This is a genomic window from Burkholderia cenocepacia, from assembly GCF_014211915.1.
Lineage (GTDB): Bacteria > Pseudomonadota > Gammaproteobacteria > Burkholderiales > Burkholderiaceae > Burkholderia > Burkholderia orbicola.
Genome location: NZ_CP060040.1, coordinates 2,698,414 through 2,718,041, shown reverse-complemented (window position 1 = coordinate 2,718,041; position 19,628 = coordinate 2,698,414). Strand labels below are relative to the sequence as shown.

General features: G+C 67.8%; 19 protein-coding genes. 4 read left to right on the top strand and 15 right to left on the bottom strand.

Annotated features, from left to right (window positions below; all coding sequences use genetic code 11):
- Nucleotides 1-104 precede the first annotated feature (104 nt).
- Entirely contained in the window at nucleotides 105-626 is a 522-nt protein-coding gene (locus tag SY91_RS28570) for a PTS sugar transporter subunit IIA (RefSeq protein ID WP_185921256.1), read from the top strand.
- Nucleotides 627-674: 48 nt separating this feature from the next.
- A complete protein-coding gene (locus SY91_RS28565; protein WP_185921255.1) occupies nucleotides 675-1,559 on the top strand; it encodes an acetylglutamate kinase in 885 nt (294 codons plus the stop codon).
- 80 nt (nucleotides 1,560-1,639) lie between these two features.
- On the opposite strand, the gene SY91_RS28560 is transcribed toward SY91_RS28565, so the two are convergent.
- From SY91_RS28560 to SY91_RS28500, 13 genes are all read right to left on the bottom strand, one after another.
- Nucleotides 1,640-3,649 carry a family 2A encapsulin nanocompartment cargo protein cysteine desulfurase gene (locus SY91_RS28560; RefSeq protein ID WP_185921254.1) on the bottom strand — a complete coding sequence of 670 codons (2,010 nt, stop codon included), beginning with the start codon at nucleotides 3,647-3,649 and terminating at the stop codon, nucleotides 1,640-1,642.
- The gene (locus tag SY91_RS28555; RefSeq protein WP_006479760.1) at nucleotides 3,624-4,556 is read right to left on the bottom strand and encodes a family 2A encapsulin nanocompartment shell protein; all 933 of its coding nucleotides are present in this window, start codon (nucleotides 4,554-4,556) and stop codon (nucleotides 3,624-3,626) included. The genes SY91_RS28560 and SY91_RS28555 overlap by 26 nt, the downstream gene beginning before the upstream one ends.
- 136 nt (nucleotides 4,557-4,692) lie before the next feature.
- The gene (locus tag SY91_RS28550; RefSeq protein WP_006484517.1) at nucleotides 4,693-4,914 is read right to left on the bottom strand and encodes a helix-turn-helix domain-containing protein; all 222 of its coding nucleotides are present in this window, start codon (nucleotides 4,912-4,914) and stop codon (nucleotides 4,693-4,695) included.
- A gap of 8 nt (nucleotides 4,915-4,922) precedes the next feature.
- Nucleotides 4,923-5,861: a serine O-acetyltransferase EpsC gene (gene epsC / locus SY91_RS28545; RefSeq protein ID WP_011694557.1), complete on the bottom strand. Its 939-nt coding sequence runs from the start codon at nucleotides 5,859-5,861 to the stop codon at nucleotides 4,923-4,925.
- Between the two features lie 28 nt (nucleotides 5,862-5,889).
- Nucleotides 5,890-6,360, bottom strand: coding sequence for a rhodanese-like domain-containing protein (locus SY91_RS28540; protein ID WP_006479763.1), 471 nt, complete (start codon nucleotides 6,358-6,360; stop codon nucleotides 5,890-5,892).
- A 357-nt stretch (nucleotides 6,361-6,717) separates the two neighbouring features.
- Nucleotides 6,718-8,118 carry an amidase family protein gene (locus SY91_RS28535; RefSeq protein WP_023475399.1) on the bottom strand — a complete coding sequence of 467 codons (1,401 nt, stop codon included), beginning with the start codon at nucleotides 8,116-8,118 and terminating at the stop codon, nucleotides 6,718-6,720.
- Nucleotides 8,119-8,192: 74 nt separating this feature from the next.
- Nucleotides 8,193-8,984 carry an alpha/beta fold hydrolase gene (locus SY91_RS28530; RefSeq protein ID WP_023475398.1) on the bottom strand — a complete coding sequence of 264 codons (792 nt, stop codon included), beginning with the start codon at nucleotides 8,982-8,984 and terminating at the stop codon, nucleotides 8,193-8,195.
- An 84-nt stretch (nucleotides 8,985-9,068) separates the two neighbouring features.
- The gene (locus SY91_RS28525) at nucleotides 9,069-9,416 is read right to left on the bottom strand and encodes a DUF4148 domain-containing protein (protein WP_006479766.1); all 348 of its coding nucleotides are present in this window, start codon (nucleotides 9,414-9,416) and stop codon (nucleotides 9,069-9,071) included.
- Between the two features lie 284 nt (nucleotides 9,417-9,700).
- The gene (locus SY91_RS28520; RefSeq protein WP_011694552.1) at nucleotides 9,701-10,243 is read right to left on the bottom strand and encodes a cytochrome P460 family protein; all 543 of its coding nucleotides are present in this window, start codon (nucleotides 10,241-10,243) and stop codon (nucleotides 9,701-9,703) included.
- Nucleotides 10,243-11,286, bottom strand: coding sequence for an alpha/beta fold hydrolase (locus tag SY91_RS28515; RefSeq protein WP_023475396.1), 1,044 nt, complete (start codon nucleotides 11,284-11,286; stop codon nucleotides 10,243-10,245). Before SY91_RS28515 ends, SY91_RS28520 begins: the two co-directional genes overlap by 1 nt.
- A 256-nt stretch (nucleotides 11,287-11,542) precedes the next feature.
- Nucleotides 11,543-12,922 (bottom strand): tripartite tricarboxylate transporter permease, encoded by a 1,380-nt coding sequence (locus SY91_RS28510; RefSeq protein WP_023475395.1) that lies wholly within the window; start codon nucleotides 12,920-12,922, stop codon nucleotides 11,543-11,545.
- A complete protein-coding gene (locus SY91_RS28505) occupies nucleotides 12,922-13,419 on the bottom strand; it encodes a hypothetical protein (protein ID WP_023475394.1) in 498 nt (165 codons plus the stop codon). The genes SY91_RS28510 and SY91_RS28505 overlap by 1 nt, the downstream gene beginning before the upstream one ends.
- Before the next feature lie 88 nt (nucleotides 13,420-13,507).
- Nucleotides 13,508-14,794 carry a hydroxymethylglutaryl-CoA reductase, degradative gene (locus SY91_RS28500; RefSeq protein ID WP_023475393.1) on the bottom strand — a complete coding sequence of 429 codons (1,287 nt, stop codon included), beginning with the start codon at nucleotides 14,792-14,794 and terminating at the stop codon, nucleotides 13,508-13,510.
- A gap of 162 nt (nucleotides 14,795-14,956) precedes the next feature.
- On the opposite strand from SY91_RS28500, the gene SY91_RS28495 reads away from it, so the two are divergent.
- Nucleotides 14,957-16,342 (top strand): PLP-dependent aminotransferase family protein, encoded by a 1,386-nt coding sequence (locus tag SY91_RS28495; RefSeq protein WP_023475392.1) that lies wholly within the window; start codon nucleotides 14,957-14,959, stop codon nucleotides 16,340-16,342.
- Nucleotides 16,343-16,394: 52 nt separating this feature from the next.
- On the opposite strand, the gene SY91_RS28490 is transcribed toward SY91_RS28495, so the two are convergent.
- Together SY91_RS28490 and SY91_RS28485 are read right to left on the bottom strand one after the other, a co-directional pair.
- Nucleotides 16,395-17,672 (bottom strand): epoxide hydrolase family protein, encoded by a 1,278-nt coding sequence (locus SY91_RS28490; protein WP_023475391.1) that lies wholly within the window; start codon nucleotides 17,670-17,672, stop codon nucleotides 16,395-16,397.
- A 203-nt stretch (nucleotides 17,673-17,875) separates the two neighbouring features.
- Nucleotides 17,876-18,580 (bottom strand): SDR family oxidoreductase, encoded by a 705-nt coding sequence (locus SY91_RS28485; protein WP_012338750.1) that lies wholly within the window; start codon nucleotides 18,578-18,580, stop codon nucleotides 17,876-17,878.
- Nucleotides 18,581-18,714: 134 nt separating this feature from the next.
- Here SY91_RS28485 and gcvA point away from each other — a divergent pair, with 134 nt between their 5' ends.
- Nucleotides 18,715-19,605, top strand: coding sequence for a transcriptional regulator GcvA (gene gcvA, locus SY91_RS28480; RefSeq protein WP_023475388.1), 891 nt, complete (start codon nucleotides 18,715-18,717; stop codon nucleotides 19,603-19,605).
- Nucleotides 19,606-19,628: the final 23 nt, after the last annotated feature.

Here is a 19,628-nt window from a genome sequence, read left to right as displayed (position 1 = left end):
GGCGCTCGATACGATATTTTAATGCCCGGCCCCCGCGTATCTGACACCGTCTTTACGCGGGTTTGTCTAGGATTCCCCTGTCATTCCGACACGGAGAGATCCGCATGCAAACGCATCAGGCCGCCGTCGGCGGCCAATCCGACCGCCCTCAGCAACGCGGTGGCACGCCGTTCGCGACCGCGCTCGCCGACGCCTGTCCGCCGGACAATATCCTGCTCGACGTACCGGTGGAAAGTGCAATCCAGTTGTTCGACCTCGTCGCTCACCATGTCGCACGCGACAGCGGCGTATCCGCGGAACGGATCCGGGCCGAACTGATCAAGCGCGAACAACTCGGCTCGACCGGCCTCGGCCAGGGCGTCGCGATTCCGCATGCGCGCGTCGACGGGATCGGTTCGGCCGTCGCGCTGTTCGTCCGCGCGCGATACCCGTTCACGTTCAACGCGCCCGACCGCAAGCCCGTGCGCGAATTCGTCGTGCTGGTGCTGCCGCACGCGGACGACCGTGCACACCTCGAACTGCTCGCCGACGCCGCGCGATGGTTCGGCGAACGCGCGATCCGGCAAGCGTCACGCGACGCACAAACGCCCGACGAGATTCGCCGACTCATGCAACGCACTGTTTGATCGAGCGTCGCGCAACGACAGGTATCCCCTTCATCCTTTCGAACGCCAATGTTCCCAGACCCTGACACTCCCACTCGACGCGTGGCCGGCTTGGCCCGCTCACTGCCGTTCATGCAGGCGCTGCACGGACAGACCGTCGTCATCGTCGACGGTGGTGCCGCCAGCGACGTCCACACGCGCTCGGCCTTCGCGCAGGATGTCGCGCTGCTCGCGCTCACCGGCATCCGTCCGATCGTCGTCCAGAGCGCGCCGTCCACGTCCGGTACGCAATCGATCCACACCGTGCACGCCGCCATGACCGGCATCAACCATGAACTCGCGCGCCTGATCGGCAGCCACGGCGCGCGGGCAATCGGCATCGACGGTCACGACGGCGGCCTGCTCGTCGCCAGCGCCGTACCCGACAGCGCGAACACGAGCACGGTCGCGCGGTTCGACGTCACCGCGTTGAACGCGTTGCTCGACAACGGACTGGTGCCCGTCGTGATGCCGGTCGCACCAGACGACGCGGGTCGCGACTGCCTGCTGCGCCCTGAACGGCTCGGCAGCCTGCTCGCGCAACGCACGTGCGCCGTCTCGTTGGTGATGATGGTCGACAAAGGGTTGCTGCACGAACTTGGCGAGCTCGTCGGGCTGTACGGCATCACGGAGCTGGAGCAATGGCTCGCCGAGCATCCGGCCGCCGACGCGGCGCCGTGCGTACGGGACGCGCTCGATGCGCTCGCACACGGCGTGCAGAATGTCCATCTCGCCGATATCGGGCAACCCGAATCGCTGATCGACGAGCTGTTGACGGAGGAGGGATCGGGGGTCGTGTTCTGCCGACGCGGCAACACCGATCTGCTGTCGGAGATCCGCCGCTACTTCGCCGATTCGGCGTGCGTGCTGCGTGACGGGTTCAGTGTCGAGCAGAAGCCGGTCGTGCGCTTCTGACCGGGTAGCATAAAAACGCTTGCGGCGGCCCGCGAAGGCCGCCGCAAGCGGGCAACGTCAACATCAGCGCAACGACAACGTCAACGCCGCGCCGCCAGCCTCCTGACGACACTCACCAGCGCATCGACTTCGTCGCACGTGTTGTAGAACGCGAGCGACGGCCGCACCGTGGCTTCGAGCCCGAAGCGCCGCAAGATCGGCTGCGCACAGTGATGCCCCGAGCGCACCGCAATGCCCTCTTCGTTCAGCGCCTGCCCGACTTCCTCGGTTTCATAGCCCTTCAGCACGAACGACAGCACGCTCGCCTTGTCGCGCGCGGTACCGACGAGCCGCACGCCCGGCACCGGCGCGAGCACGCTCGTCGCATACGCGAGCAGATCGTGCTCGTAGCGCGCGATGTTCTCGATGCCGACACGGTTCACGTAGTCGAGCGCCGCGCCGAGCCCCACCGCATCCGCGATGTTGCCGGTGCCGGCTTCGAAACGGTTCGGCGGCGGCTGGAACACCGTGCGCTCGAACGTCACGTCCGCGATCATGTTGCCGCCACCCTGCCACGGCGGCATGTCGTCGAGGATCGCGCGCTTGCCGTACACCACGCCGATCCCGGTCGGCCCGTAGATCTTGTGCCCGGAGAACACGAAGAAATCCGCATCGAGCGCCTGCACGTCGACACGCATGTGCGAGATCGACTGCGCACCGTCGACCAGCGCCTTCGCGCCCGCGCGATGCGCAAGCTCGACGATCTCCTTCACCGGCACGACCGTGCCGAGCGCGTTCGACACCTGCGTGACCGACACGATCTTCGTGCGATCGTTGAGCAGCTTCCGGTATTCGTCGAGCAGTACCTGCCCAGAATCGTCGACCGGAATCACGCGCAGTTTCGCGCCCTTGAGCGCGGCAAGCTGCTGCCACGGCACGATGTTCGCGTGATGCTCGAGATGCGACACGACGATCTCGTCGCCCTCGCCGACGTTCTGCACGCCCCACGTCTTCGCGATCAGGTTGATCGCCTCGGTCGTGCCGCGCACGAACACGATCTCGTCGGGCGACGATGCGCCGATGAAGCGCTGCACCGTTTCCCGTGCATGCTCGTACGCATCCGTCGCGCGGCCGGCCAGTGCGTGCGCCGCGCGGTGGATGTTCGAGTTCTCGTGTGCGTAGAAGTACGCGAGGCGGTCGATCACGGCCTGCGGCTTGTGCGTCGTCGCCGCGTTGTCGAACCAGACGAGCTGCTTGCCGTTCACGCGCTCGTGCAGGATCGGGAAATCGCGGCGGATCGCGTTCACGTCGAACGGCGGATGAGCGCCACGATACAGCTGGCCTTGCGGCTCGGCTGCGTGCGCATCGTCGATGAAATAACGCGGCACATCCGCGCCCGATGCGCCCGATGCATGCGACACCGGCACGTCGCGCTGCACGGCGAGCAGCGCGCGCAGCGCGTCGTCGCCCGGCAACCCGAACGCTTCCGGCGACGCGAGGCCGTTCGACGGCACGACGATGTCCTGCGGCGTCCCCTGCCAGCCCTGCAGCGAACCGTCGGTGAAGTAGTACGGCGACGCCTTCGCCGCGCCTTCCGGTGCCGGCGCATTCACCTGCGGCACGCCGAGCGCCGCGCCGCCGACGCGCGGCTCGAGCGCGGGCGCGATCGATACGACGTTGTCGGGCAGCCCGTTCTGCGCGGCCGCATGCGGCGCGAGCGCGGGTGCACGGTTGCCGAGCGACAGCACGTGCGTCGGCGCGGACGGCGCGAGGTTCGCACCGGGTACCTTGCCTTGCGGCAGCGCGAGCCCCGGTATGCCGGTGCCCGCCCCGCCCGGGCCCGCGAGCGGCGAACCGCCCGGCACCGGGTTGCTCACCGACGCGAGAATCGGCGCCGTCGCGGGCAAGGCCGACGGCACGCCGCCGACCGCGCCGCTGCCCGCCGACAATCCGGGCGCGGTGGCCTGCCCGGGCGGCGTCGCGAAGAACTCGGACGCGAGCCGCGCGAGCGTCGCCGGGTCGGGCAAGCCGGCCGGCAGCGGCGCATGCGGCAACGCGTGCGCGTCGCCGCCGGCCAGGCCGGGATTAACGGTAGGTGTCGGGATAGTCATGGAACTTGGCGATTTCGACGTCATCGAGGACAGCCAGCGCATCCGGCGAATGGACCGCGAGCGAGCAATACAACGAGATCAGGTACGACGCGATCGCCTGGTTGTTGATCCCCATGAAGCGCACCGACAGGCCCGGCCCCTGCTCGCCCGCGACGCCCGGCTGATACAGGCCGACGACGCCCTGACGCTTGTCGCCGACGCGCAGCAGCAGGATCTTGGTCTTGCCGTCCGCGACCGGCACCTTGTCCGACGGAATCAGCGGAATGCCGCGCCACGTCAGGAATTGCGAGCCGAACAGGCTGACCGTCGGCGGCGGCACGCCACGCCGCGTGCATTCGCGGCCGAACGCGGCGATCGCGAGCGGGTGCGTGAGGAAGAATGCCGGCTCCTTCCACACCTTCGTCAGCAGCTCGTCGAGATCGTCCGGCGTCGGCGCGCCCGTCAGCGGGAAGATCCGCTGTTCGTCGGTCACGTTCGCGAGCAGCCCGTAGTCGGGGTTGTTGATCAGCTGGCTTTCCTGCAGCTCCTTGATCGTCTCGATCGTCAGGCGCAGCTGTTCCTTGATCTGGTCATGAGGACTGCTGTAAAGATCGGAGATCCGCGTATGCACGTCGAGCACCGTGCTCACCGCGTTCAGGAAGTACTCGCGCGGCTGTTCCTCGTACGGCACGAACGTCTGCGGCAGCACGCTTTCGTCCTCGAGCTGCGTGCACGCGGCACGCACGGCTTCCGGGTTCTTCACCTGGTTCAGGCGATAGATGCCGGCCTCGACCGGCACCCATTGCAGCAGATGGGTCAGCCATCGCGGCGTGATCGTGGAAAGCTGGGGGACGGTCTTGGTAGCGTTCGCTAGTTGGCGGGCGGCGTGATCGCTCAGCGCAGCCGTGCCGCTTGCAACGGTCGACATGTGTGGCTCCGGGTTCTTAAGATGAAAAACGGGATTGCTTATGACGCTGGGTGATTATCGGAAGCACGCCCCTGCCGGCTCAACATGCTATAGCCGTCAGGTCGTGCACCCGAAAGGGGAAACGGTGCGAGCGGCCTCAGGTGACGTACGCGCCCGGCAGCAGCGTCGAGATCGACACGTCGAACGCGCGCGCGATCTTGTCGGCCGTGACGATCGACGCGATCGCCTCGCCGCGCTCGATCTCGCCGACGTACGAGCGGTTCAGCCCCGCATGCTCGGCCAGTTGCTCCTGCGACCACGTGCGCGCTTCGCGCAGCTTGCGCACGGTGGCGCCGAAGTGATGGATGAGGTCGCTCATCGCGCCTCCTAGGCGACGCGCGCCGCCGTGCGCGGCGCGGCGTTCGCTTCGCTGCGCAGCACGGCCTGCGTGACGTTTTCGCCGGCCGGCACGTCCTGCGTGAGCCACACGTTGCCGCCGATCACCGCGCCGCGCCCGATCGTCACGCGGCCGAGGATCGTTGCGCCCGCATAGATCACCACGTCGTCCTCGACGATCGGATGGCGTGCGAGCCCTTTCTCCAGATGGCCGGCCGCATCGCGCGGAAAGCGCTTCGCGCCGAGCGTGACGGCCTGGTACACGCGCACGCGCTCGCCGATGATCGCCGTCTCGCCAATCACGACGCCCGTGCCGTGGTCGATGAAGAAGCCCGCGCCGATGCGCGCGCCCGGATGAATGTCGATGCCCGTTTCCGCATGTGCCTGCTCGGCGATGATCCGCGCGAGCAGCGGCAGGCCGAGCCCGTACAGTTCGTGCGCGAGCCGGTGATGGATCATCGCGAGGATGCCCGGATAGCACAGCAGCACCTCGTCGACGCTGCCGGCCGCCGGATCGCCGTGGAACGCTGCCAGCACGTCGCTGTCGAGCAGCCGGCGAATCTCCGGCAAGCGCGCGGCGAATGCCTGCACGGCCTTCGACGCGACTTCGTCGAGGTTGTCTGCCGGCCCGTCGGCATTGCGGTGACGCGCCGCGTAGCGCAATTCGAGCGTCACCTGCGTGAGCAACGCATTCAGCGCCGCGTCGAGCGCGTGGGCCACGTGGAAGTTCTCGCTCTCCTGCCGCAGGTCGGGCGGCCCGAGCCGCATCGGGAACAGCACGCCTTTCAGTGCGCCGACGATCTGCGCGAGCGCTTCGCGCGCCGGCAAATCGCGCCCGCCGGGTTCGAGCGAACGCCGCTGCTTTTCGCGCCATGCGCGACGCACCGTCTGCAGCGATTGAACGATGTCGTCGATATCGAATGCGGCCATGCTGCTTTCTCCCCGTAACCGCCGTGAATCAATCCTGCGCCCAAGGCAGGCCGCGGAAACGCCAGCCGTTCTGGCCGCCGCGATGCTGCCGCTCGTCGAGGTCGCCCTCGAAGCCTTCGAGCACATTGAAAACCTGCGTGAAGCCGCCCTTCGCCGCGGCCTCGGCCGCCTGCGCCGAACGGTTGCCGCTGCGACACAACAGCAGCACGACCGCGTCCTTGCCGGTCTTCGCTTCCAGTTCGCGCACGAAGCGCGGGTTGCGCGTCAGGCTCGTACCGGTCGCCCACGGCACGTGCAGCGACTCCGGCACGTAGCCGACGAATTTCCGTTCCTCGGTCGTGCGCACGTCCACCAGCACGGCGTCGCCCGCCGAAAACAACGCCCACGCGGTTTCCGGCGCAACGCCGCCCGCGTAGGGCTTGCCGGCCGCCAGGGCCGCCGCGCGCGCGTCTTCGAGCGCCTGTTGCGCAGCGGTTCGTTCTTGCAGTTCAACCGTCATGACACTTCCTTGTATTCTCAGATTCGTATGAACAAAGACACCGGGAATGCGGCTGTTGCAGCTTGCGTGCTGTCTATAGCCGTCAACGCCACTATGCGAGTGCGGCCGGGGAAGCAGAACCAATAAAAATTCATTTCCTAATCAGCGCCGCGGGGAATGCAATAGCAGACGCGCGCTATCGGTGCGCGGTTGATGGCGGGTTGAGAATGGAAGACGATGACCGTTCGATGGCGTACATCGAAGGGGTTTGAAAGGAAGGGAAAGAACGATCAGCGCGGCATTCGGCGCATCGTCATGGAATCCGAAATGCGCCGGCGAAGCCACCGAGCCTCGCCGATGCATGGGTTCTTCAGGATGTCATACCACCGGGTCGACGGGCACAACCGGCACCCCACGCGCCTCGATATCGCGTCCGGCAAGCAGACACAGATCCTCGCGATGATGCGTGGCGACCACTTGCACGCCCACCGGCACGCCGTTCACGAGCGCAGTCGTGACGGCCAGCCCCGGCAGCCCCATCGCAGGCAGCGCGCGCAACGTGAGCTGCGCTTCCCACACGCGATCGAACCCTTCCGGCCCTTGCCGATCGAGATCGTCGGGAAACGGAAGTTCCGATGAAACGGGCAGCAACAGCACCGGATATTCATCTAGAAACAGCCGCCATTGCCGCGTCAACGTCGTGCGCCGGACCAGCGCCCGGCTGATCACATCCGCCGGCAGATCGCGCACCTTGCCACGCACGGCGGCGATCACCGCGGCCGCACCCGGATCGCCGTCTTGCTCCGCGGCATTCGCCAGCGCGTCGAACCCGTCGCCGAGCCAAAGCTGCTCCTGCAGCAGCGCAGCCTCGCGCATCGGCGGCGTATCGTCGATCTCGTCGACGATCCAGCCGGCATCGACGAGCCGGCGCGCGGCATCGCGCAACGCGGCCTCGACTTCGGGCACGACCGCCAGGCCGCGCGGCCGCACGCACAGCGCCGCGCGCTTCGCCACCTCGGGCCCGTCGAACGGCACCGCGACGTGCCACGGATCGCGCGGGTCCGGCGCGGAGAACGCCCGCAGCGCGAGCGAGAGATCGTCGATCGTGCGCGCGATCGGCCCGGCCGCCGACATCAGTTGCGCGCCGATCGCCCGCTCCGGCGACGACGCATTGAACGCCGGCACGCGGCCGAGCGACGGCCGTATCCCGTGCACGCCGCACGCATAGGCCGGGTAGCGCACCGAGCCGCCGATGTCGGTGCCGACCGCGAGCGGGCCGATTCCGGCAGCCACCGCCGCCGCCGCGCCGCCGCTCGATCCGCCCGGCGTCAGCGACGGATTGCGCGGATTGCGCGTGTGACCATGCACGCGATTCGACGTGAACCAGCGCAGTGCGAACGTCGGGGAATTGGTTCGGCCGAGCAACACCCCGCCAGCCTTCCGGATGTTCGCGACCACCGGGCTGTCGGCACGCGCGATCAGGTCGCGCTGCAGGCGGGTGCCGTTGGTCGTCGCAAAGCCAGCCTGATCGACGTTGATCTTCACGGTGACGGGGACGCCCGCGAGCGGCCCCGGATCCTCGCCGCGCGCGATCGCACGATCGACTTCGTCGGCCTGCCGCCGCACGTCGTCGGGACGATGTTCGACCACCGCGTTGATCGCCGGATTCACGGCATCGAGACGATCGAGCACCGCGTCCGCCACTTCGCGCGCCGATACGTCGCGCTGCCGCACGCGTTTCGCGAGCTCGGTTGCCGACAGTTGCCAGAGTTCGGTCATGACTTCTCCTGGTGAAAAGACATCACGATCACGCGGCGCCGCGCCGCCTCACGACAGCGCGGCGCCGCATTCGCTCACTGCGTATCCTGCTTCGCGCGCTCGGCGGCGGCAATGATCGCGTCGGCCACGGCCTTCGGCTGGCTCAGCATCGCGACGTGGCTGGCATTCACGCGCGTGACCGTCGCGCCGATCCGCTTCGCCATTGCCTCCTGCAGCTTCGGGTCGATCATCCGGTCCTGCGTCGCGACCACGAACGTCGACGGCTTCGCATGCCACGCCGCCTGCGTGACCTTCTCCGAGATGCACCCGCCATACCACGGCCCCTGGGTCGCGGCAACGAGGCGCTGCTGCGTGGGCGGCAGATCCGGCGCGAAATCCTGCGCGATCGCCTTGTCCGACAGCCGCGCGAAACCGCCCGCGTCCTGGCGCAGCTCGCCGGCCCATGACGGCGCCGGCAGCCCCTGCGTGACGTCCGCGATCGACTGGCCGTTGTCGGGCGCGAACGCCGCGACGTATACGAGCGACTTCACCTTGTCGTCGTTGCCCGCATCGCTGATCACGACGCCGGCCCACGAATGGCCGACCAGCACGACCGGTCCCTTCTGTTCATCGATCGTGCGCTTCGTCGCGGCCGCATCGTCGGCGAGCGAGCTCAGCGGATTCTGCACCGACACCACGTGCAGGCCGCGCGCCTCGAGCAGCGGAATCACGCGGTTCCAGCTCGACCCGTCGGCGAACGCGCCATGCACGAGCACGACGTTGGTGCCCTTCAGGTCTTCCTTCGGCGCGGCCTGCGCCGCGACCGCACCGAACAGTCCGCCGATCATCGCGGCGGATACCAGAGCGCGTTTCATCAAACCGGCCATCGTCATGCTCCTTTCTTAATCGTGTCGTTGAAGTGAAGTACTGTCTGAGCGGCCGCGCCTGCATGCGGCAGGCGCGACGCGAGATCACGAATGCGCGTACAGGTCGTCGGCGGCGTTGCGTGCGGCACGCGACGGCGCGGCATCGCGATGGCCGGCCGGCGTCGACGCATCGGCCACGTTGTCGTCTTGCGACTTCGACGGGCCGTTCTGGTCGGAACGCGCGACCTGCTCGGCAGCCGCGACGGCATGCTCTGCGGCGGCGATGTCGTCCGGGTAATGCGCTTCGCTGCCGGCCGGGTTGTAGCCGGCCTTCTCGAGACGGACGAGGTCGGCGCGCACTTCGGCACGCGTGAGGCCGTGGCCGGTATCGGCGAACGACAGTGCGGGGGCGACGGCGAGAACGGCAACGGCGAGGATTCGAGCGGCTTTCATGAGATTTCTCCTTGAACGAAGTTGGGTGGTCGATCACTTAGGCATCCGGTGCGAACGTCTGGCACCGAACGTTTGCTGCATGTCGACAGTAGAACCCGCGCACGTATCCGGCATGTTTCCGAAACCGGGCTTTCTGCATGCCAGTTTTTCAGAAGCGGCTGCAGATACAGAGCGATACAAACCCGTTTGCCGAGGGGATTCGTTTCGCCTCGCGCTACGCACCACGAAAAAAGGCGTGCCTCGCGGGGCACGCCTTTCCTTCGCCTTCACACCGCCGTGTCACGTCATGGCGCGAGCCGCGTGAACACGTAGTCGTGGTTCTTTACCCGCGCCTGATGGCACGCAAAGCACGTCTGATGCTGGCCGATGTCGGCCGGCACGCCGTTGACGAAGCGCCCGAATCCCCAGCCGCCCGTCGCTGCGTAACGGCGTGAATCCTTCACCATCACCTGCACGGTCGTCGCCTGGCCGGGCACCGTCGCGGGCGCGAACTCGTCGGACTGCTTGCGCTTGTATGCGAGCTTCACGAGGATCGTGCCGTCCGGAAACGGCAGCGTCGCCTGTTCGAGCGCGCGGATCGCGACCGGGTTGCCGAGCACCACGCGCAGCTCGTCGAGCGGGGCGGCCTCTTCGGCCGGCGCGACCATCTCCCACTTCCGGTAGCCGGGCGGAATCGTCACGCCGTAGATCGGCGACGCGGCCGCGGCCGGTTTCGGCTGTTCCGCGAACGCGGCCGGCCCGCTCGCCGACCACGCGCCGGCCAGCAGCACACCCGCGACGAGCGCACGACGCACACCGTGCGGCCCCAGCCCTACACGGGCCCGCATCACAGATGCTCCACTTGCAGGACCGCATCGGCGAAAGCCTGCGGCGCTTCCTGCGGCAGGTTGTGGCCGATGCCGCCGGTGATGGTCCGGTGCTGATACTTGCCGGTGAACTTCTTCGCGTACGCGGCCGGCTCCGGATGCGGCGCGCCGTTCGCGTCGCCTTCCATCGTGATCGTCGGCACGGCGATCGCAGGCCCCGCCGCGAGACGCCGCTCGATGTCGTCGTATTGCGCTTCGCCCTTCGCGAGCCCGAGACGCCAGCGATAGTTGTGGATCACGACGGCCACATGATCCGGATTCCGGAACGATGCGGCCGAGCGCGCATAGGTTTCGTCGGAGAACTGCCACTTCGGCGACGCGAGTTGCCAGATCAGCTTGTTGAACGCCTCGCGGTTCTGCGCGTAGCCGAGTTCGCCGCGCTCCGTCGTGAAATAGAACTGATACCACCACTGGAATTCGGCCTGCGGCGGCAACGGCTTGGCGTTCGCCGCCTGACTGCCGATCAGGTAGCCGCTCACCGACACCAGCGCCTTCACGCGCTGCGGCCACAGCGCCGCGATGACGTCGGCCGTGCGCGCGCCCCAGTCGTAGCCGCCGAACACCGCGCGGTCGATCTTCAGCGCGTCCATCAGCGCGACGATGTCGACGGCCGTCACCGCCTGCTGGCCGTTGCGTACCGTATCGGCCGAGCGGAACGTCGTCGAGCCGTAGCCGCGCAGATACGGCACGATCACGCGATAGCCGGCCGCGACGAGCAGCGGCGCGACGTCCGCGTAGCTGTAGATGTCGTACGGCCAGCCATGCAGCAGGAACACGACGGGGCCGTTCTTCGGGCCGAGATCCGCATACCCGACGTTGAGCACGCCCGCGTCGATCTGGTGGATCGTGCCCAGCGACGCGACGCCGGCCGGGCGCTTCGCCGCGGATGCATCGGGCGCCGACTGGGCCTGCGCGAGTGCGCTGAAGCCGAGGTCGGCCAGGCTCAGGCTCGCCAGCGTCGAGCCCAGGATCAGGCGGCGGCGGGTGTTCACGGTATCAGGCATGACTCGTTCTCCATTGTCGATCGCTAAGGAAAGGGCCCGCGGCACGTGCGGGCAATCGGTTCTCGCCATTCGCGGCGGCAGCGCATGGCACCGCGCCGCCGTGTGAATCGCTTCACCGGTTTTATATCCGAACCGTCCGGACGCTTTGTATCTCAACGTATCCGTGTGCGAACACGACACACAGCGATTCAAAAATCGCGGGAAAACGACGCTTCGGCACGGCCGCGCGGCACTCGCGGCCCCGTGCGCCGGCGAGTCAGAACAGCCTGGCGATCGCGGGCACGCTGAGCACCGCGACGTAATAGCCCATGAACTGCACGCCGGTGTTGAACGCGAACAGGCGCGACAGCATCCCGCCGAACAGGCCGATCGTCACGATCACGGCGAGCCCGAGCAGTTGCCCTTCCCACACGCCGATCACGACGATCAGCCCCGCGAAGGTCGCGATGATCGCTTCGTGGCTCAGCTTGCGCGCGACGAACGATGCCGCGCGGTGCGCGTGGTGCATCGCGAGCGGATACGCGATCAGCGCGGCCAGCACGATCGACAGCAGCCCGTAGCCGAGGAACTCGGGCCAGCTCATCAGCGTATGGAGGTTGTGGATCTGCCCGCTCGCCACGTCGACCGTGAAGCGAGGCGGCGCATTGAACAGCGGCGCGGCCGGGCCGGCCGCCACCGGGCTCAGCGGCAGCCCGAACGCGATCAGCGGAATCAGTGCCTCGGCGATATAGGTGGCCTCGGTCACGCCGTTACGTGCGGCGATCACGGTCGTCAGGCGCTGATACGCATGACGCACGCGCGCGCCGACGATCTCGCCCATCAGCACCGTCATCGCGACCGGGCTGAACACGAACGTCGCGCTCGACACGGCCGCCGTGCCGACCGTCCACGCGACCTGCTCGCGGTCGAGTACCTTCAGCGGATTGGGGAAATAGCCGCGCCAGCTTTTCACGTCGGGCGCGAGCACGAACGTCGACGGCCCGTCGCGGCGCATGCGCCGCCGCTCGGCCGGCGACAGGATCGAGAACAGGTCGGCCACCAGCGGGCCGATCGCGATCCCGAGGAAGTAGCTGACGCTCAGCTTCACGCCGTAATGACCCGTGAGCGCCTGCAGCCCGACCACCAGCATCACGAACGGCACCAGCAGCAGCACCGACGCCCAACGCCCCGCCGAGCAGTATGCGATGCCGACGGCCGCCGCGAGGAACACCCACGGCGCGGCCTTCGCGATCGCCGCGCCGAACGGCGCGAGCAACGACGCGAACAGCACCGCGAGGGGCAGCGCGACGAACGCGGCGACGATCGCACCGGAGATCATCTTGCGCAGCGCGATGTGTGGCACGCCGAGCGCGCGCAGCAGCGTCGCCTGTTGCAGCAGCGGCGCCGCCATCGTGTCGCCGGGAATGCCGAGCAGCGCGGTCGGGATCGCATGCGTGATGTGCTTGGCCACCGCGCCCGCGAGGAAAAACGTGAACACGCCGGCCGGCGGCACGCCGAGCAGCGCGACGAGCAACGTGAGCGGCGCGATCGTCGTCGTTTCGTCGGTGCCGGAGATCAGCCCGATGCCGGAGAACACGATCGCGCCGAGCAGCCCCATCGCGAACGCGGCCGGCAACGCCTGCAGCAGTGCATCCATCAGCGGCCTCCCGCGCGTGCGCGCCCGGTCGACGCGTCGTACGACGCGAACAGGTCGAGCAGCCCGAGTTCCTCCATCTCGGCGCGCGCGCTGGCCGACAGGTCGCTCGGTGCGCCGATCCCGCCCGAAGCTTCGGCGAGTTGCCGCAAGGCGTCGTCGCGCTCGGCGCTGCCCGCCGCATGTTCGATCACCGTGCGCTTCGGCTTGAACAGCACGGCGCAGATCGTGCCAGCCAGCAGGCACCCGCCGAGGCCGATCAGCATCGCATAAGCGCGGGCGATCGCCGCGTCGTGCACGAACGATGCGAGCGCGATGCGGCCGATCTCGAACGCGCCGAGGCTGATCGCGATGCCGAGCAGCACCGACCACGCGAGATGCTTCGTCGCCACCGTGTCGCCCCATACCTCGACGAGCGTCGTGGCCGCCGCATCGGCGCCGGCCAACGGCCGGGTGCGATGCGGCGCGGGTGCGACGGCGCTTGAACCGGTCTGTTCCATGTGTCTCCTCCTGGTTTGATATGTCGCCGGCCGGGCCGGCGCGGCGCGGACTGCACGCCGCATCGATCACGCGGCGCGCAGCCGCGCGTCAGCCGCCGCTGCGGCCCGCGAGCAGCTCGACGGCGAAATCGGTACGCACGTCCTTCGCCGCGACCATCCGCTGCGCGATCCGGTCGATGTCGGCGCCGGTCGCGCCGGCCGCGACGGCGATGTTGCGCGCATGCAGCGCCATGTGGCCGCGCTGGATCCCTTCGGTCGCAAGCGCACGCAGCGCCCCGAGATTCTGCGCAAGCCCGACCGCGACCGCAATTTCGCCGAGTGCCTGCGCGGACGTCACGTTCATGATCTTCAAAGCGAGGCGCGCGAGCGGATGCGTCTTCGTCGCGCCGCCGACGAGCCCGACCGGCATCGGCATCTCGATCGTGCCGACGAGGTCGCCGTTCGCGGCCTTCTCCCACGTCGTCAGCGACGTATAGCGGCCGCTGCGGCTCGCGTACGCATGCGCGCCGGCCTCGACCGCGCGCCAGTCGTTGCCGGTCGCGACCACCACCGGATCGATGCCGTTCATGATGCCCTTGTTGTGGGTCGCCGCGCGGTACGGATCGGTCGCCGCGAACACGTATGCGTCGATCACGCGGTCGATCACCGCTTCGCCGGCGTAATCGTCGGTCGCGAGCGTCGCGGCCGAGTACCGTACCTCTGCGCGCGCCAACCGCAGGTCGGCGAGGTTGGACAGTATCCGCAACCGTACCTGGCCGCCGGTAATCGCCTCGATGCGCGTCGCGACGGTTTCGGCCATCGTGTTGACCGTGTTCGCGCCCATCGCGTCGCGCACGTCGACGATCAGGTGCGCGACGATCATCGCGCCGCGCGGCGTGTCGGGGAACACATGAACCTCGATGTCGCGGCAGCCGCCGCCGAGGCCGACCAGCACCTTGTCGCGACTGTTCGCGAGGGCGATCAGTTCGGCCGCATGACGCAGGATCGCGAGCCGCGCGCCATACGGATCGTCGACGCCGACCACCTGGACCTGCGCACGCATCAGCGGGCCGCTGCTCGACGTGCGGAAGCCGCCCGCCGCGCGGGAAAGCTTCGCCATGTACGATGCGGCCGCCACGATCGACGGCTCCTCGACGGCCATCGGCACGATCACGTCCCGATCGTTGATCCGGAAGTAGCCGGCCACCGCCATCGGCAGCTCGAACGTGCCGATCACGTTCTCGATCATCCCGTTCGCGGTATCGAGCGGCAGCGCGCCCGGTCGGGCGAGCAGCGCGTGCTCGGCATCGTCGAGCCCGACGGCACGGGACAAGTGGGACAGGCGTTGCTCGGGCGTCAGCGAGCGGAAGTTCGGCAAGGCGGAATCGATCGGCATGATGGATTGACTGTTGCGGGTGGCGATGTCGCCCGTCGGTGCTTGCGGCGAGCGGCGGACAGCCGAATAATAGTCACGCTGTACCCATTGAAAAGGTACAAACGGCGCAGACAGTCACTCAACCGTACCCATGACAGTGGGCCGGTCCGACGGAAGATTCCGATGAAACAGCGTGCAAAAGCCAGCCTGTCTGGCGCGATGGCGGACAATCTCGCCAGACAGATCGAGGAAGGGGTGTTGCCGGCCGGCGCGAAACTGCCGTCGATCAGGGAATACGCTGAGGCAGCCGGCTGCTCGAAGAACACCGTGATCAGCGCGTTCGAGATGCTCGCGGCCGACGGCCTGATCGAGCCGCGCCGCGGCTCGGGCTTCTTCGTCACGCGACGCGCGGCGGCCGCGCCCGAGCTCGACGAGCCGAGCTCGCTCGACCGCGCGATGGACATCGTGTGGCTGATGCGCGAGCAACTGCACGCGAAGCCCGACGTGCTCAATCTCGGCGAAGGCTTCCCGCCGATCGAGTGGCTCGAGGAAACGCGGCTGAACCAGTACCAGCAGCGCATCATGCGCACGAGCGCCGCGTCGCTGTTCCGCTACGGCAGCCGCTTCGGCTACCTGCCGCTGCGCCAGTCGCTGCAGCAGAAGCTCGCCGGCTACGAGATCGAGGCGCCGCCCGTGCAGATCGTGCTCACGCACGGCGCGAACCAGGCGATGGACCTCGTGCTGCGCTATTTCGTGCGCCCCGGCGACACCGTGCTCGTCGACGATCCCGGCTACTACCCGCTGTTCGGCAAGTTGAAACTGAGCGGCGCGAACATCGTCGGCGTGCCGCGCGAGATCGACGGGCCCGACGTCACGAAGCTGGCCGAGCACATCGCCGCGTACCGGCCGAAGCTGTTCTTCACGCAATCGGTCGGTCACAACCCGACCGCAACCGATACGAGTGCGGCCAAGGCGCACCGTATCCTGCAACTCGCCGACGCGCACGACCTGATCATCGTCGAGGACGATGCGCTGGCCGACCTGCGGCCGCGCTCGCTCACGCGCATCGCGACGCTCGACCAGTTGCGCCGCACCATTTATATCGGCAGTTTTTCGAAATCGGTGTCGGCCGCGCTGCGTGTCGGGTTTCTCGCGTGCAATGCGGCGCTTGCCAGCGATCTCGCCGACGTGAAGATGCTGACGCACGTCAGCACCTCGGAATACTGCGAACGCACGCTCGATGCGATCGTCAGCGATGGCCATTTTCTCAGGCATACGAATCATCTGCAGGAGAAGCTGCGGCGCGCGACCGGCACCGCGCTCGATGCGCTCGGCCGTCTCGGCGCGGAGGTCTATCGGCCGTGCGAGCAGAACCTGTATCTGTGGGCCGCGCTGCCCGGCTGGCCGGATTCGATGTTGCTCGCGCAGGCGCTGCTGGAGCGCGGCGTGATCCTCGCGCCCGGGGCGGTGTTCTCGCCGCAGGCCGATCGTCCGTCGAAGTATTGCCGCTTCAACGTCGCGTATCTGGCGGACAAGCGGTTTGCGCAGGCGTTGCAGGCGGTGACCTGAAAACGAACGCGAGCCGCGCAACAGGCCGGCCCGCATTCGTCGCGCCCCCTGCTTACACGCGCCGCAACGGCCGGAACCCGGCACGCACTTCACGCGCAAACAATTCCGGCTCCTCCCATGCCGCGAAGTGCCCGCCCTTGTCGACTTCGTTGAAGTAGATCAGGTTGTGATAACTGCGCTCGGCCCAACTGCGCGGCGCCTGATAGATCTCGCCCGGAAACACCGTGATCGCCGCCGGCAACGAGATATCCACCGCGTTGAAATTGTTCGAGTGATCCTCCCAGTAGATCTGCGCGGACGACGTCGCGGTGTTCGTCAGCCAGTACAACGAAATGTCGTCGAGGATCTCGTCGCGCGGAATCGAGCGTTCCGGTACTCCTCCGCTATAAGTCCACTGCGAAATCTTGTCGTACATCCACGCAGCCTGCCCGGACGGCGAATCCGCCAGCGCATAACCGACCGTCTGCGGCCGCGTGACCATCATCGCCGAGTAGCCGCAGTTGTCGCGATAGAACGTCGCGAGCTTCTCGTACGCGGCCTTCTCCTTCGGCGACAGCGAAGCCGGCGCGGGCGCATCGGTCGCGAGCAGCGTCGCGATCTCCGGCGGCACCGTCGCCGGCATGTTCACGTGAATCCCGACCAGCCCCTGCACGCGCTGCATCGCCATCCGGTGCGAGATCACCGAGCCGCAGTCGCCGCCCTGCGACACGAAACGCGTATAGCCGAGCCGCGCCATCAGCTCGCCCCACGCTCGCGCGATGTGATCGGAGCCCCAGCCGGTCTTCGTTGGCCGGCCCGAGAAGCCGAAGCCCGGCAGCGACGGCACGACGACGTGGAACGCATCGTCCGCGCTCGCGCCGTGCGCGGTCGGGTCGGTGAGCGGGCCGATCGCCTTCAGCAGCTCGAAGATCGAACCGGGCCAGCCGTGCGTCATGATCATCGGCATCGCGTTCTCGTGCCGTGACCGCACGTGAATGAAATGAATGTCGAGCCCGTCGATTTCCGTGATGAACATCGGGAAACCGTTCAGGCGCGCCTCGCCCTTGCGCCAGTCGTAGTCGGTGCCCCAGTAGCGCAGCAGCGCCTGCATGCGCGCGAGCCGCACACCCTGCGATTCGTCGGCGACGGTCTCGCGGCCCGGCCAGCGCGTCGCGGCAATGCGACGGCGCAGGTCGGCCACGGCTTCATCGGGAATGTGTGCGGTAAACGAGCGTATGCCGCTCGCGCCGGTGGCCGCATGCAGCGCGGTGGGCAGCATCGCCGACACCCCGGCGGCCACGGAAGTGGCCAGCAGGTGGCGACGCATCGGGGAAAACGGTGTGGAAGACATCGTTCGGCATCTCCTTTCGTGAAGTGGAAAGTGAACATGCCGCGCGCGGAATCGCGCCCAGGCTTTCAATCAGGCGCGCCCTCGTCACGCGGCGTCGCCTATTCGAAAGGTCTGATGTATCCCGGATTTGTCTGATTTGTACGCGTTTGTAGCTGTTGCGTGGTGAGCGGCCACGCCTGTATGGCCGCTCGCCGATGCGGCGCTCAGAGCGCCTTGACGATCGCGCCGTCGACGCGAATGTTCTGCCCGGTGATGTAGCCCGCGCCGTCCGACAGCAGGAACGCGACCGTCTTCGCGATCTCGCCGGTCTTGCCGAAGCGCCCGGCCGGAATGCGCGCGACGATCTCCGGCGTTTCCGGCCAGCTGTCGATGAAGCCCGGCAGCACCGCGTTCATCCGGATGTTCTCGGCCGCATAGCGTTCCGCGTACAGGCGCGTCCATGCGCTCAACGCCGCGCGCAGCGCCGACGACACGGGCATCGGCTGCTCCGGCGCGTCCGCCGCGAAGCTCGAGATGTTCACCACCGCGCCGCCGCCCTGCTTCTGGAAGATCGGCGTCACGCGACGCATCACGCGCACCACGTTCAGCAGAATCAGGTCGAGCCCTGCGTGCCAGTTGTCGTCGGTGATCGCCAGCAGCTCGCCCTTCGGCGGATGGCCGGTGTTGTTCACGACCGCGTCGATCCGCCCGTAGCGCGCGATCGTTTCCTGCACGAGCTTGTCGATATCGGCTTCTTCAGTCACCGAGCCCTGGATGCCGAAACCGCCCAGTTCCTCGCCAAGCGCCACCGCGCTGCCCGACGGCGACATCAGCGCGACGCGATAGCCCGTCGCCGCCAGTTCGCGCGCGATCGCCGCGCCCATGCCCTTGCCCGCCGCCGTGATCAACGCCACTTTTTCTACAGTCACGATGTGCTCCTCGTTCCGATTCTGCCGCCGCGCAGCCGCCATTCGGCGCGCCATGGTGGTAATGTAGGCGCATCGATTCCGGCTGTCGAACCAGTATTTCTGCCGCCAGCCGATAGTTTTTCTACAGCCTGACGATGCCACCACGCCCTTCCCGTCTGCCGCCATTGAATGCGCTTCGTGCGTTCGAAGTGTCCGCGCGGCACCTCAATTTCCGCGCCGCCGCCGACGAGATCGGCGTCACGCAGGGCGCCGTCGCGCAGCAGGTGCGCCACCTCGAGGACGTGCTCGGCCTGAAGCTGTTCGAGCGCCTGCCGCGCGGCCTCGCGCTCACGCACGACGGCGCCGCGTATTTCTCCGACGTGCAGCGCGCGCTGCATGCGATCGCCGACGCCACCGACAAGCTCGTCAAACGACGCGCCGCGCTGACGATCAGCACGACGCCGTCGTTCGCGTCGAAGTGGCTGATCCCGCGGCTCGCGCAGTTCACCGAAGCACACCCCGACTACGACGTGCGCGTGATCGCCGATCCGCAGATCGCGACGTTCCGCCACGATGGCGTCGATCTGGCGATCCGCTATGGCAAGCCGCCGTTCGGCAAGCATCTCGCCACCCATGCGCTGTTCCCGCTCGACGTGTGCGCAGTGTGCAGCCCGTCGGTGCTGACCGCGCCGGCTTCGCCGCGCGCGCTCGCCGGGCAGGTGCTGCTGCACGACGCGCACGATCTGTGGCCCGAGTTCCTCGCGGCGATGCCCGCACCGGTCGACGTCGATCCGCACAAGGGGCTGCGCTTCAACCAGACGTCGCTCGCGATCGATGCGGCCGTCGCCGGCCAGGGCATCGCGCTCGCGACCGAGCCGCTCGTCGAGCGCGACATCGCCGCCGGACGGCTGTGCAAGCCGTTCGACTTCGCGTTTCCGCTGTCGATGGGGTTTTATCTCGTGTATCCGGCCGAGCGCCGCGACGACGATGCGATCGCGGTGATGCGCGCGTGGATGATCCAGGCCGCGTCGGACGGGCGGCCTTGAGCGGATTGGGTACGCTCGGCCAG